The 13,391-nt window shown below is 71.4% G+C and carries 13 protein-coding genes; 7 read left to right on the top strand and 6 right to left on the bottom strand.

Translation table 11 applies throughout. From position 1 onward, the window contains the following. Window positions 1–61: 61 nt before the first annotated feature. Complete coding sequence (locus CSC66_RS08075) at window positions 62–859, bottom strand: sulfite exporter TauE/SafE family protein (protein ID WP_238394342.1); 798 nt, start codon at window positions 857–859, stop codon at window positions 62–64. Window positions 860–970: 111 nt separating this feature from the next. Between CSC66_RS08075 and CSC66_RS08070 the strand changes: the two genes are divergently transcribed. The 7 genes from CSC66_RS08070 (at window position 971) to CSC66_RS08045 (ending at window position 7,266) form a co-directional block, all read left to right on the top strand. Then, window positions 971–2,956, top strand: a complete 1,986-nt coding sequence (locus tag CSC66_RS08070; protein ID WP_162376891.1) for a transglycosylase SLT domain-containing protein — start codon at window positions 971–973, stop codon at window positions 2,954–2,956. Window positions 2,957–3,140: 184 nt separating this feature from the next. Then, complete coding sequence (locus CSC66_RS08065; RefSeq protein ID WP_162376890.1) at window positions 3,141–4,373, top strand: multifunctional CCA addition/repair protein; 1,233 nt, start codon at window positions 3,141–3,143, stop codon at window positions 4,371–4,373. A gap of 192 nt (window positions 4,374–4,565) precedes the next feature. Then, window positions 4,566–4,931 (top strand): DUF1428 domain-containing protein, encoded by a 366-nt coding sequence (locus CSC66_RS08060; protein WP_162376889.1) that lies wholly within the window; start codon window positions 4,566–4,568, stop codon window positions 4,929–4,931. A 93-nt stretch (window positions 4,932–5,024) separates the two neighbouring features. Continuing rightward, window positions 5,025–5,450 carry a YciI family protein gene (locus tag CSC66_RS08055; RefSeq protein ID WP_162376888.1) on the top strand — a complete coding sequence of 142 codons (426 nt, stop codon included), beginning with the start codon at window positions 5,025–5,027 and terminating at the stop codon, window positions 5,448–5,450. 66 nt (window positions 5,451–5,516) lie between these two features. Then, window positions 5,517–5,672: a VOC family protein gene (locus tag CSC66_RS17805; RefSeq protein WP_379655857.1), complete on the top strand. Its 156-nt coding sequence runs from the start codon at window positions 5,517–5,519 to the stop codon at window positions 5,670–5,672. A gap of 6 nt (window positions 5,673–5,678) precedes the next feature. Further along, entirely contained in the window at window positions 5,679–5,942 is a 264-nt protein-coding gene (locus CSC66_RS17800) for a VOC family protein (protein WP_379655862.1), read from the top strand. Between the two features lie 49 nt (window positions 5,943–5,991). After that, window positions 5,992–7,266: an RNA polymerase sigma factor gene (locus tag CSC66_RS08045; protein WP_162376887.1), complete on the top strand. Its 1,275-nt coding sequence runs from the start codon at window positions 5,992–5,994 to the stop codon at window positions 7,264–7,266. 146 nt (window positions 7,267–7,412) lie between these two features. On the opposite strand, the gene CSC66_RS08040 is transcribed toward CSC66_RS08045, so the two are convergent. From CSC66_RS08040 to CSC66_RS08020, 5 genes are read right to left on the bottom strand one after another with little or no spacing between them, the layout of a single operon-like run. Continuing rightward, window positions 7,413–8,498: an acyltransferase family protein gene (locus CSC66_RS08040; protein WP_162376886.1), complete on the bottom strand. Its 1,086-nt coding sequence runs from the start codon at window positions 8,496–8,498 to the stop codon at window positions 7,413–7,415. Between the two features lie 25 nt (window positions 8,499–8,523). Next, window positions 8,524–9,678: an N-acetylglucosamine-6-phosphate deacetylase gene (nagA, locus tag CSC66_RS08035; protein ID WP_162376885.1), complete on the bottom strand. Its 1,155-nt coding sequence runs from the start codon at window positions 9,676–9,678 to the stop codon at window positions 8,524–8,526. Continuing rightward, window positions 9,678–10,751, bottom strand: coding sequence for an SIS domain-containing protein (locus tag CSC66_RS08030; RefSeq protein WP_162376884.1), 1,074 nt, complete (start codon window positions 10,749–10,751; stop codon window positions 9,678–9,680). The genes nagA and CSC66_RS08030 overlap by 1 nt, the downstream gene beginning before the upstream one ends. A gap of 2 nt (window positions 10,752–10,753) precedes the next feature. Next, complete coding sequence (locus CSC66_RS08025) at window positions 10,754–11,824, bottom strand: LacI family DNA-binding transcriptional regulator (protein ID WP_162376883.1); 1,071 nt, start codon at window positions 11,822–11,824, stop codon at window positions 10,754–10,756. Between the two features lie 43 nt (window positions 11,825–11,867). Next, complete coding sequence (locus tag CSC66_RS08020) at window positions 11,868–13,166, bottom strand: sugar MFS transporter (protein ID WP_162376882.1); 1,299 nt, start codon at window positions 13,164–13,166, stop codon at window positions 11,868–11,870. Between the last annotated feature and the right edge of the window lie 225 nt (window positions 13,167–13,391).

The raw sequence follows: 13,391 nt of genomic DNA, 5'->3' as shown, positions 1-13,391 counted from the left end.
GCGGCGGCGCGCGGCGCCGATCGACCGCCTCCTGTGACCACGACGGGCGCGGCGGGCGCCGTCAGCCCGACCAGGGCACGGTCAGCCCGACCAGCAACAGGAACAGCGCGAACACCTTGCGCAGGGCCTCGCCGCTGAGCCGGTGCGCCAGGCGCGTGCCCCACGGCGCCGACAGCACCGACGCCACCGCCACGCCGATCGCGGCGGGCAGGTACACGTAGCCGATCGCGTGAGCCGGCAGCGCACCGGCCGGCGCATGCATCGCATAGCCCAGCGCGGACGACAGGCCGATCGCGACGCCGCAAGCGCTGGAAGTGCCGACCGCGCGCACCGGCTTCACTCCGCGCCACACCAGCAACGGCACGGTCATGCTGCCGCCACCGATGCCGACCACCGCCGACAGCGCGCCGATCCCGCCGCCGGCCAGGCTCATCGGCCAGCCGCGCGGGGCCGTGACCTCGGTGCCGTCGGCCGGCGCACGGGTGCGGCCGAAACCGATCTGCCAGGCGGCGACCAGGCAGTAGACCGCCACGATCCAGCGCAGCACGCCATCGTCCAGCGCGACCGCCAGCCCGCTGCCGAGCCAGGCGCCGAGCAGCAGTCCAGGCACCATCCAGGCCACCGTCGGCCAGAGCACGCTGCCGAGACGGGCATGCGCCCGCGCGGAGGAGGCTGCAGTGAGGACGATGCTGGCCAGCGAACTGGCCAGGGCCGCGTGCATCGCCGCGTCCTGCGGCACGCCGAACAGCGGCAGCAGCCAGGCCAGTGCGGCGACCAGCACCAGGCCGCCGCCGATGCCGAGCAGGCCGGCGAGGATGCCGGCGACCACGCCGAGCAACGGAAACAGCAGGAACATCATCGGCGACAAGGCTGCGACTCCAGGCGGGCGCCACCGGGCCGGACGAGCAGCGTGCCGGTGGGGGCGTCGCGTCGTCACGGCCATTCAGGCGCGTTGGGTATATTCGAACGCATGTCGCGCCCGGCCACCATCCCGTCATTGCAACGATTGCATCGCGCCCTGCTGGCCGGGGTGCTGTTGCCCTCGCTCGCCTTCTTGGCCGCACCCGCCGCCGCGCAGGTGGCGGGCGCGGGTGCCGCCAACGATGCGGCCATGCAGGACGCCATCGCCGCGGCGAAGGCCGGCCGGCTCGCGCCCAGCCAAGCCGATGCACTGCGCGGCGACCCACGCTGGCCATGGCTGGAGTTCGCGCGCCTGTCGCGCGACCTCGATAACGCCGACGCCGGCCAGGTCCGCGCGTTCCTGCAGCGCCACGACGGCCAGGCCGCGGCCGCGGCGCTGCGGCCGCTGTGGCTGGCATCACTGTCGCGGCGCGAGCGGTGGGCCGACTTCCTCGCCGACTGGACGCCCAGCGACGATCCGGGCCTGCGCTGCGCGCGCCTGAACGCGCAACAGGCGCTCGGCCGCGCCGGTGCCGAGTGGAACAGCGAGGCCCAGGCCTTGTGGCGCAGCGGCAAGTCGCTGCCCGATGCCTGCGATGCGACCTTCGCCACGCTCGCCGCTCGCGGCGCGCTGGGCGATGCGCTGCGCTGGGAACGCTTCGACCTGGCCGTGGCCGAGGGCGAAACGGGGGTGATGCGCAGCGCGGCGCGCGGCCTGCCCCCCGACGCGCTGGCCCTGGCCCAGGACTACGCCGCCTTCGTCCAGGCCCCGCACACCCGCGCCGCGCAGTGGCCGCGCGACGCGCGCAGCCGCCAGGTCGCCGCCGCCGGCCTGGCCCGGCTGGCCAAGGACGATCCGGATGCGGCCGAGCGCCAGCTCGCGCAGCTGGCACCGCTGCTGGGCATGGACGAAGCCGAGCGCGGCAAGGTGCTCTACCAGGTCGCCCTCTGGACGGTGGCCTCGTACCTGCCCGAATCGGCACGCCGCCTGGCGGCCGTGCCGGCGGCGGCCTACGACGAGCGCCTGCACGAGTGGCGTGCGCGCGAAGCGCTCGCCCGCGGCGACTGGAAGGCCGCGCTCGACGCGATCCGCCTGATGCCGGCCAAGCAACGCGAGGATTCGCGCTGGCGCTGGTTCGAGGCACGGATGCTGGAGAAGAACGGCCACCGGGCCGAGGCCCAGTCGCTGTTCCGCGCCGCCGCCGCCTCGCCGACCTTCCATGGCTTCCTCGCCGCCGACCGGCTGCAACTGCCCTATGCGCTCTGCCCGTGGGAACCGTCGGATCCGCCGGCGCTGCGCCGGGAAGTGGCCGCCGATCCGGCCCTGGTCCGCGCATTGGCGCTGTACCGGATCGACCAGCCCGGCTGGGCGGTGCGCGAATGGAACGACGCGCTGACCCGCTTCGACGACGCGAAGCGCCGCACGGCCGTGGCGCTGGCGCAGGAACAGGGCTGGTTCGACCGCGCGGTCTTCTCGCTGGGCAAGGTCCCGGACGAACAACGGTTGTACAAGCTGCGCTTTCCGCTGCACCACGACGCCGACATCCGCGCGGCGGCCAGGCGCAACGAGCTCGATCCGGCCTGGATCGCCGCCGAGATCCGTGCCGAGAGCATCTTCAACCCGAATGCGCGCTCGCCGGCCAACGCGCGCGGCCTGATGCAGCTGCTGCCGGGCACCGCCGCCGGCGTCGCCCAGCGCACCGGCCTGCCCTACGCCGGTGCCGAGAGCCTGTACGACTCGTCCACCAACATCGCCCTGGGCAGCGCCTACCTGCGCGAGATGGAAGACAAGTACGGCCAGACCTACCAGGCGATCGCCGCATACAACGCCGGACCGACGCCGACGGCGCGCTGGCTTTCGCAGCGCCCCGCGCACGACCCCGACCTGTGGATCGAGACGATCAGCTACAAGGAGACCCGCGACTACGTGGCCCGGGTCATGGCCTTCAGCGTGATCTACGACTGGCTGCTCAACGGCGACGCGTTGCCGGTGAGCCAGCGCATGCTCGGCCGCACCGAGGGCGCGCGCAAGCGCTTCGCCTGCCCCGGCCCGTAGAGCGGGGCTTGCCCCGCTGCCCGCGCCTGCCTGCGAGCACGATAACCATCGCCTGACTCACGCCCGTAGAGCGGGGCTTGCCCCGCTGCATGCGGGCACCGTCGGAACGCCTGCTCCTCGCGCTTCGCCATCCGTGGAGTAGCGGGGCAAGCCGCGCTCCACGGGGCGCGATACGATGCGCGGCATGGATACCTACCTTGTCGGCGGCGCGGTCCGCGATGCGCTGCTCGGACTGCCGCCCGGCGACCGCGACTGGGTGGTGGTCGGCGCCACGCCACGGCAGATGCTCGAAGCCGGCTTCAAGGCCGTCGGCCGCGACTTCCCGGTGTTCCTGCATCCGGACACCGGCGAGGAGCATGCGCTTGCCCGCACCGAGCGCAAGAGCGGCCGGGGCCATCGCGGGTTCGTGGTCGATGCCGACCCGTCGGTGACCCTCGAGGAAGACCTGCAGCGGCGGGACTTCACGATCAACGCCATCGCCCGCGACGCACGCGGCGAGCTGGTCGATCCGTACCGCGGCGCGGACGACATCGATGCGCGCGTGCTGCGCCATGTCGGTCCGGCGTTCGCCGAGGACCCGCTGCGCGTGCTGCGCGCTGGCCGCTTCATGGCCCGCCTGGCGCCGCTGGGCTTCACGGTGGCGCCGGAGACGCTGTCGTTGATGCGTTCCATGGTCGCCAGCGGCGAGCTCGATACGCTGGTGCCCGAGCGGGTGTGGCAGGAGCTGCGCAAGGCGCTGGCCGCGCCGCGTCCCTCGGCGTTCCTGGCGACGCTGCGCGACTGCGGCGCGCTGGCATCGATCCTGCCCGAGGTCGACGCGCTGTACGGCGTGCCGCAGCGCGCCGAGTACCACCCCGAGGTCGACACCGGCGTGCACCAGCAGCTGGTCAGCGACATGGCCGCGCGCCTGGCGCCCGGCGACGACCTGGTCGGCTTCGCCGCCCTGGCCCACGACCTCGGGAAGGCGCTGACGCCGCGGCACGCGCTTCCCAGGCACGTCGGCCACGAACATGCCGGCCTCAAGCCGCTCGCCGCGCTGTGCGAACGCCTCAAGGTGCCGCTCGAGCACCGCCGCCTGGCCGAGTGCGTCTGCCGCGAACACCTCAACGTGCATCGCCTGGCCGAACTGCGCGACGCCACGGTGTTCGAGCTGCTGGAGCGCTGCGACGCGTTGCGGCGGCCCGAACGCGTGGCCCGCATCGCGCTGGCCTGCGAAGCGGACAAGCGTGGCCGCCTCGGCAGCGAGGATGCGGACTATCCCCAACGACCGGAACTGCTGCGCCTGCACGCCGCCGCGATGTCGGTCAACGCGCGCGACCTGGCCGAACGCGCCGGACTCAGCGGCCCGCAGGTCGGCGAGGCCGTGCGCAAGGCGCGCATCGCAGCGATCGGCGCGGCCCGCACGCTGCGGCGCTGACCTCGAAGGCAGCCGGCACGGCTGCCCGCACGCCCTGGCCTCCGCTCGCAGGCCACGCAGGCTGCCGGCTGCGCCCATGCCGCCGCCACGCCGGGTGAACGAACCGCGGTGCATCGTGTCGATCCGCGCCCGGTCCGCCCGTCGTTCCCGCAGGCCCGGGCTGCCGGCGTCCATCGAGAGGAGGAATGCACGATGTCGTACGTGGATGGTTTCGTCCTGCCCGTACCCCGGGCCAACGTGGATGCGTATCGCAGGCTGGCGCGGAAGGCCGGCAAGGTTTGGATGGAGCATGGCGCGCTGGAATACGTGGAGGCCGTCGCAGACGACGTCCAGCCCGGCAAGCTGACGTCGTTCCCACAGGCGGTGAAGCTCAAGCCGGACGAAGTGGTGGTGTTCTCCTGGATCCGCTACCGCTCCCGCGCGCACCGCGACAAGGTCAACAAGGCGGCTATGGCCGATCCGCGGGTGGCCGGGATGGGCAGCGAACAGATGCCCTTCGACGGCAAGCGCATGTTCTGGGGTGGCTTCAAGCCGATCGTGGAGCTGGACGCGGGATGATCCGCGGCGGGCGTGTCGATTCCGGCGCCCGCCATCCGTCGCCATGGCACGGGAGCCCACCGGGCGCTCCCTCCATCGCAAGAGGATCCCGACATGCGCGTCATGGTGATAGTGAAGGCCACCGCCGGCTCCGAAGCCGGCCAGATGCCGGACGAGCGGCTGCTGACCGACATGGGCCGGTTCAACGAGGAACTGGTCAAGGCCGGCGTCATGCTGGCCGGCGAGGGCCTGCATCCGACCTCGCGCGGCGTCCGCGTGCAGTTTTCCGGCAAGCAGCGCACCGTGGTCGACGGCCCGTTCACCGAGACCAAGGAACTGGTCTGCGGTTTCTGGCTGTGGCAGGTGCGGTCGATGGACGAGGCGATCGAATGGGTCAAGCGCTGCCCCAACCCGCACATGGAAGACAGCGAGATCGAGATCCGGCCGGTGCTCGAGGACGAAGACTTCGGCGCCGAGTTCACCCCCGAGCTGCGCGTGCAGGAACGTCGCCTGCGCGACCAGATCGCCGCCGGCGGCTGAGCGGCCCGCCCGTTCGGAGACGTCGCAGTCGATCGTCCCGCGCCCCTCGCCACCAGGAAGACCCGCATGTCCCGCAAGATCTTCATCAACCTGCCGGTGCAGGACCTGGACCGGTCGGTCACGTTCTTCACTGCCCTGGGCTTCAGCTTCGACCCGCAGTTCACCGATGCGAATGCGACCTGCATGGTCGTGTCCGACGACATCTTCGCGTGCTTGTGCTGAAGCGGGCTGCTGGTCAAGCCGTTCTTCCAGGGCTTCACCCCCAAGCCGATCAGCGACGCACACCGCCAGACCGAGGTCCTGCTGGCGCTTTCGATGGACAGCCGCGACGAGGTCGACGCGTTCGTCGACAAGGCGGTGGCCGCCGGGGCGACGGTGACCCAGCCGGCGCGCGACTACGGGTTCATATACCACCAGAGCGTGGCCGACCTCGACGGCCACCAGTGGGAGCCGTTCTTCATGGCGCCCGACGCGGTGCCGCCGCAGGCATGAATGCGGCGGCACTTGCCTGGCCTGCGCGGCGATGGTCTGATCGCCGCGCATGACCCCCGACCGCACCCACCACGACATCCACCGCGCCATCGACGCCGTCTGGCGGATGGAGTCGGCACGCGTCATCGCCGGCCTGGTGCGCATGGTCCGCGACGTGGGCCTGGCCGAAGAGCTGGCCCAGGACGCACTGGTCGCCGCCCTGGAGAAATGGCCGGAAACCGGCGTGCCGGACAATCCGGGCGCATGGCTGACCACGACCGCGCGCAACCGCGCGATCGACCGGCTGCGCCACCTCAAGCTGCGCGACGAGAAGCACCTGCAGGTCGCCTACGAGCTGGAGCAGCTGCAGGACGACGCCGACCGGCGCGAGGAACACCTGCTCGACGAACCGGTCGGCGACGACCTGCTGCGGCTGATGTTCATCAGTTGCCATCCGGTGCTGCCGCCCGAGTCGCGGGTGGCCCTGACCCTGCGCCTGCTCGGCGGCCTGGAGACCGGCGAGATCGCGCGCGCGTTCCTGGCCGCCGAAGCCACCGTGGCCCAGCGCATCGTCCGTGCCAAGCGGACCCTGGCCGAAACCAACGTGCCGTTCGAGATACCGCGCCGCGAGGAACTGCCCGAACGGCTGTCGGCCGTGCTGGGCGTGGTCTACCTCGTGTTCAACGAGGGCTACGCGGCCAGCACCGGCGACGACTGGATACGCCCGGCGCTGTGCGAGGAAGCGCTGCGCCTGGGCCGCGTGCTGGCCGGGCTGATGCCCGACGAGTCCGAGGTGCACGGCCTGGTGGCGCTGATGGAGATCCAGGCCTCGCGCCTGCACGCGCGCATCGGCGCCGACGGCGAGCCGATCCTGCTGCTGGACCAGGACCGCTCGCGCTGGGACCGGCTGCTCATCGGGCGCGGCCTGGCGGCGCTGGAGCGCGCGCAGCGGCTCGGCGGCGCGCTCGGGCCGTATGCCCTGCAGGCGGCGATCGCCGCCTGCCATGCGCGCGCGGTCACCGCGGCGGACACCGACTGGGTCCGCATCGTCGCCCTCTACGACGCGCTGGCGCAGCTGGCGCCGTCGCCGGTGGTCGAACTCAACCGCGCGGTGGCGGTGTCGATGGCGTTCGGCCCGCAGGTCGCGCTGGAACGCGTGGATGCGTTGCGCGGCGAACCGAAGCTGGCCGGCTACCACCTGCTGCCCAGCGTGCGCGGCGACCTGCTGTTCAAGCTGGGACGGGCGGCGGAGGCGCGCACGGAGTTCGAACGCGCGGCTTCGCTGGCCGGCAACGGCCGTGAACGGGCCCTGCTGCTCGCGCGTGCCGCGCAGTGCGCGCCGTGACGCGTGGAATTCCTGGCGTCACGATCCTGTAGAAGCCGGGCTTGCCCGCGACCCGTTGTCCTCGACCCAGACGGCGTCCTGGTAGCTCCGGTGCCTGTCTCGCCAGCAAGCTGGGCTCCTAGGGAAAGCGCGGACAGGGACGCCACTCAGATTTTTACGTGCCATCCGCGCCGGTCCATCCAGCGCACCACCAGCCACCAGAACCCGACGAAGGCCAAGGCGAAGGCCAGCGAGGGCAGGAATGGGCCGAAGCGCGGCGCCATCCAGCTGGCGAAGCCGATCCGATAGACGGGTTCCCACCATCCCAGTGCGGCGAACGCATAGACCATCACCGCCGACCCGGCATACGCCGCGATCGCATTGACGCCGAAACTGTGGCCCAACGCCGGCCAACCCCGTCGGTCGACCAGCGCATGCGCCGTGGCCAGCGCCAGCATTGCCCAGCCGCCGCTCCACAGCACGTACGACGGGGTCCACAGGTTCTTGTTCCAGGGCAGGACCGTCGCCCACAGCAGGCCGAGCAGCAGCGAGCCGACCGCCGCGATCCACAACGCGCGCCGGCGACCATGGCGCAACCAGTCGCCGGCCCGCACGCCGAGCAGCGTGGTCGCCAGCGCACCCAGCGTGCTCAACAGGCCCTCCGGGTCGTGCCCGCGCCCGGTAGCGGGATCGAACTGGTACAGCCAGGGCCCGAGCAACGCGGTATCGACGCGGCTGGCGAGGTTGTCCCACGGCGCGAGGCTCCCGCCCCACGCCAGCAGCGCCCACCAGCCCAGGAGCAGGCCGCCGAGCAGCAGCCACTGCGTCCTCGGTGCCAACCACAACGCCACGGCACCGGCCGCGAGGAAGCACAGGCCGATGCGCTGCAGCACGCCCCAGGGTCGGAAATGCGCCATGTCCAGCCACCACCACGCCAGCAGGTGCAACAGCAGGCCCAGGCCGACGATGCGCAGCGCGCGCGCCGCGAGCGTACGCATCAGCGCGCCACGGGACGCGCCTGCTTCCAGGCGCGGTACCACGCCCAGCGCGATCGATACGCCGACGATGAACAGGAAGAACGGGAACACGAGGTCGGTTGGCGTACAGCCGTGCCACCCGGCATGCAGCAGGGGCGCATAGACATGGCCCCAGTCGCCGGGATTGTTGACCAGCAGCATCGCCGCCACGGTCAGGCCGCGCAGCGCGTCGACCGAGGCGAAACGTGGCGCCTTCGCCGGGGCCGATGCCCTCATGCGAGGCGCCGCGACGCCGGCCTGGTCACGCCACGTCCTCGCGCACGCCGGCGATCCAGGTCGACCGCACGGCCAGCGACTCGTCGAGCAGGACCAGGTCGGCCTGCAGGCCCGCCGCGATGCGGCCGCAACGCCCACCCAGGCCGAGGAAGTCGGCCGGATAGGTCGAAGCCATCCGCGCGGCTTCATCGAGCGGCAGGCCGAGCAGCCGCACGCAGTTGCGCACCGCGGTGGCCATGTCCAGCGCCGAGCCGGCCAGGGCGCCAGCGGCATTGCGCACCACGCCGTCCACCGCCGTGATCACCTCGCCGTACAGGGCGAAGGCCGGGTCGTCCGAGCCGACCATCGGCATCGCGTCGGTCACCAGGAACAGCTTGCCGCGCGGCTTGGCCGCCAGCGCCACGCGCAGGCTGCCCGGATGCACGTGCACGCCGTCGACGATGACCCCGCACCAGCTGTCGCGGTCCTCGAGTGCGGCACCGACCGCGCCCGGCTCCCGGCCCTGCAGCGGCGACATCGCGTTGTACAGGTGGGTGAAGCCTCGCAGTCCCGCCTCCAGGCCTGCGCGCGCCTGCTCGTAGCTGGCGGCGGTATGCCCGGCGACCACGATCGCGCCACGCGCCGCCATCGCCCGGATCGTCGCCAGCGGCACCTGCTCGGGCGCCAGCGTGATGAGCGTAATGCCGTTGTCCAGCGAGGTCGCCATCGCCACTTCGGCGGCATCGGGCACGCGGAACTTGCCCGCGTCGTGCGTGCCCTTGCGCGCCGGCGCGATGTAAGGCCCTTCCAGGTGCACGCCGAGCACGCCCGGCACGCCGGCGGCGATCGCGGCGCGGGTCGCGCCGATGGCGCGCGCCATGACCTCGGCGTCGTCGCTGATCAGGGTGGGCAGGAACCCGGTGGTACCGAACCGTCGATGGGCGCGGCCGATCGCCGCGATCGCCTCGACGCTGGTGTCGTTGTTGAACAGCACGCCACCGCCGCCGTTGACCTGGGCATCGATGAAGCCGGGCGCCAGCCAGCCTCCCGCCAGGTCATCGATCTCGTCCGCCTGCGTGCGCGCCTGGCTTGCGGGGACCAGCGCGGCGATGTCGCCGCCGTCGTCCAGCAGCACCGCCAGGTCGTCGCGGAAACCATCGTCGACCAGTACCCGTGCGTTGACCAGCGCGCGCGTTGCCATCACACGGTCTCCGTGACCTTGTTGAGGTGCGGCGGAAGATCGGGGTTGTGGCCGCGGCGCAGCGCCAGCGCGTTGATCGCGCGGTAGAAGCTCTGCACGGTCAGCAGCGGCGCAAGTGCCGGGTGCGCGGCGGATGCCAGCGGCAGCGCCACGCTTGAGCCCTTGCCTGCATCGCGGGTCGCGGCCGAGGCGACCCAGACTTCGGCGCCGCGCCCGTGGAACTCGTCGGCGACGGCCAGCGCGCCGGGGCCGGTTTCGTCCGGCTGCGCGAACACCAGTACCGGGAAGCCGGAACCGACCAGCGCCATCGGCCCGTGCTTGACCTCGGCCGAGCTGTAGGCCTCGGCATGCAGCCCACAGGTTTCCTTGAACTTCAGCGCCGCTTCCTGGGCCGCGCCCAGGCCCAGGCCGCGACCGAGCACGAACAGGTTGCGCGCGTCGACCAGCCCGTCCGTGAGCGGCGACCAGTCCTGCTGCCAGGCATCGCGCAGCGCCTGCGGCAAGGTGTCCAATGCGGCGAGCAGGACCGGATCGTCCTTCCAGTGCGCGACCAGCTGGGCGATGGCGGCGAGCGAGGCCAGGTAGCTCTTGGTGGCCGCCACGCTCTTTTCGGGACCGGCGCCCAGCGGGATCACCGTGTCGGCCAGTCGCGCCAGCGGCGAATCCTCCACGTTCACCAGCGCCACCACGCGCGCACCCGAGGCCTTGGCCGCTTCGGCATTGCGCAGCAGGTCCGGGCTCTTGCCGGACTGCGAGATGGCGATGAACAGCGCGCCCTCCAGCCTCAGCGGCGACGCGTAGACCGAACCGATCGAGGGCGACAGCGATGCGGTGACCACGCCCAGCTGGGTTTCGATCAGGTACTTGGCGTAGGTGGCGGCATGGTCCGAGCTGCCGCGTGCGCAGGTCGCCACGAACGGCGGCGGCGCGGCGCGCAGTTGCGCGGCCAGTGCGGCGACGGCCTCGCGGTTGCGGGCGAACTGGGCGGCGACCACCTCGGCGGCCTGCGCCGCCTCGTTGTGCATCAGGGTTTCGGTTTCGGCCGGGAGACCGGCATGCAGCGCGAGCGACATGGTCATGCTTCGGAGGAGGAAGGAGGTCGTGGGCGCGCCTGCAGCGGCGCCGGCGCGGTGGAGCCGCGCACGACCAGCTGCGGCACGAAGCCCTGGTTGGAGACCGCCAGCGGATGGTCGTCGTAGGCGTCCTGGCGCAGGCCGCCGATCAGCAACCTTGCGGCGTGGCGGGCGATCTCTTCGGTGGCCTGCTTGGCGGTGGTCAGCGCCGGCCAGGACTGGCGCGAGAACGGACTGTCCTCGAAACCGGCGATGGACAGGTCGTAGGGCACGTTGAGCCCGACCGACTTGGCCGCCGCCAGCACGCCGGCGGCGATCTCGTCGTTGCTGCCGAAGATCGCGGTAGGTGGCTCGCGCAAGGCCAGGAGCCGGCGCGCGCCGCGGAAGCCGTCGTCGAAGGTGTAGTCGCCGGGCACGACCAGGTGCTTGTCCAGGGCGATGCCGTAATCCTTCAACGCCGCCTCGTAGCCGGCGTAGCGCTCGCCGGAGGAGCGGTGCTGCGCGCCGCCCCAGAGGAATCCGATCCGCTGGTGGCCGAGCTGGATCAGGTGCTCGGTGATCTCGTACGCGGCGTCGCGGTCGTCGATGTAGACGCAGGGACCATCGCCCGGATCATCGGTGGCGGCGATGATCCGCACCACGCGGATACCGCGCGCGACCAGGGCGGCGACCAGGTCCGGGCGCTCGGACATCGGCGCGGTCAGCACCAGGCCCGCCAGGCGCGAGCGCTGCACGAACTCGGCCAGCTCCTCGGCCAGCAGCGGCGAGGTCGAATCGCAGGGTTGGATCTGCAGGCCGAAGCCGGTTTCCCGGCAGGCGGACAGCACGCCGTTCTGCACGCCGATGATGTGGTACGGGTTGGGGTTGTCGTACACCAGCCCGATCACGAACGGCGTGCCGCTGCGCAGGTTGCGCGCGGTGGCGTCCGGTTCGTAGTCGAGCTCGGCGATGGCGGCCAGCACGCGCGAGCGCGTGGCCTGCATCACCGACGGCTCGTTGTTGATCACCCGCGACACCGTCTTGAGCGAGACCTTGGCCCGCTCGGCGACGTCCTTGATGGTGGGCCTGCGCATGCCTTCCGCCTTGTGGTTCTGTCCGCCGTGCATGATGCGGCAATTACCCTGCGCCCGCGCGTCCGCCAGGCAGGCCGGCGCGGTGACCGCGCTGGGCGTAGTAGAGGATGTAGAGGTAGCAGGGCACCATCAGCCCCGCGAACACCCACTGGAAGTCGGCGTACTGCTTCAGCACGGCGAACGCCTGCGGGATGATCGCGCCACCGGCGATGCCCATGATCAGCAGCGCCGAACCGGTCTCGGTGAAGCGGCCCAGCCCGCGGATCGCCAGCGGGAAGATTGCCGGCCACATCATCGCGTTGGCGAAGCCCAGCGCGGCGACGAAGCCCACCGACACGTAGCCCTTCGTCAGCAGCGCGCCGATCGAGAACAGCACCCCGAGGACCGCCGACACGCTCAGCCAGCGCTCCTGCGAGAAGTAGCGCGGGATCAGCACCAGGCCGGCGAGGTAGCCCAGCAGCATCGCCGCCAGGGTGAAGGACGTGAAGAACTTGGTCTGGTCCAGCGGCAGCCCGAAGGCATGGCCGTACGTGCCGATCGCGTCGCCGGCCATGACCTCGGCGCCGACGTAGACGAACAGGCACAGCACGCCCAGCCACAGGTGCGGGAACTGGAAGATGCTGCTGCGTCCGCTGGCCCCGCCCGCGGCCGGCGTCGCGTTGGCCTCGGCCGGGCTGATCTCCGGCAGCGGCGAGAACAGCACCGCCACCGCCAGCAGCAGGAGGATCCCGGCCATGACCAGGTAGGGGGTGTGGATCTTGGCGGCGAACTCGTTGAGCAGCTGTGCCTTGGTCGCCGCGTCGGCCACCTCGACCTGGCTGGCCAGGTCGCCGATGCCGTGCAGCACCAGCGAGCCGATCACCACCGGTGCGAGGATGCCGGCGATCTTGTTGCAGATGCCCATCAGCGCGATGCGCCGCGCTGCACTCTCGATGGGACCGAGGATCGAGATGTACGGGTTGACCGCGGTCTGCAGCAGCGCCAGGCCGCCGCCGATCACGAACAGTCCGCCCAGCGCGCCACCGAACCAGCGCCGGGTGGCGAACTCGCCGAACATCATCGCGCCCACCGCCATGACCGCCAGGCTCAGCGCCAGGCCTTTCTTCATGCCCGTGCCCTTGAGGATCCAGGACGAAGGCAGCGCCAGGAAGAAGTACGACAGGTAGAACACCATCAGCACCAGGAACGCCGAGATCTCGCTGACGTCGAAGGCGAGCTTGACGAAGGTGATCAGCGGGCCGTTGATCCAGGTGAAGAAGCCGATGATGAAGAACAGGCCGCCCACGATCGCGATGGACGTGGCGAGGCCTGCGCGCGCGGGCGCTGTGGTGGTTGCGGACATGGGTGCGGTGCCTCCCCGGCGATTGGACGGTTTTTCCCGGACCTGCCCCGGACTCGATGAGGAGTGCGCAGGCGGGAACAACGTTGTCACATTCTTTCCGCCGCGAGGCGTGCCTTGTCAACCGGACCACGCCATCGGAGGCGTCATCGATGTTGCTTTGCAGCAGCGATCATGCCGCCCGGAGAAACATGAATACGATGTAGGTTGTTGATTTAGCACCATAGA

Origin of the sequence: Pseudoxanthomonas kaohsiungensis, from assembly GCF_010211765.1 — a bacterium.
Lineage (GTDB): Bacteria > Pseudomonadota > Gammaproteobacteria > Xanthomonadales > Xanthomonadaceae > Pseudoxanthomonas > Pseudoxanthomonas kaohsiungensis.
The sequence above is the reverse complement of the archived record's forward strand: the minus strand, read 5'-3'. Positions and strand labels throughout refer to the sequence as shown.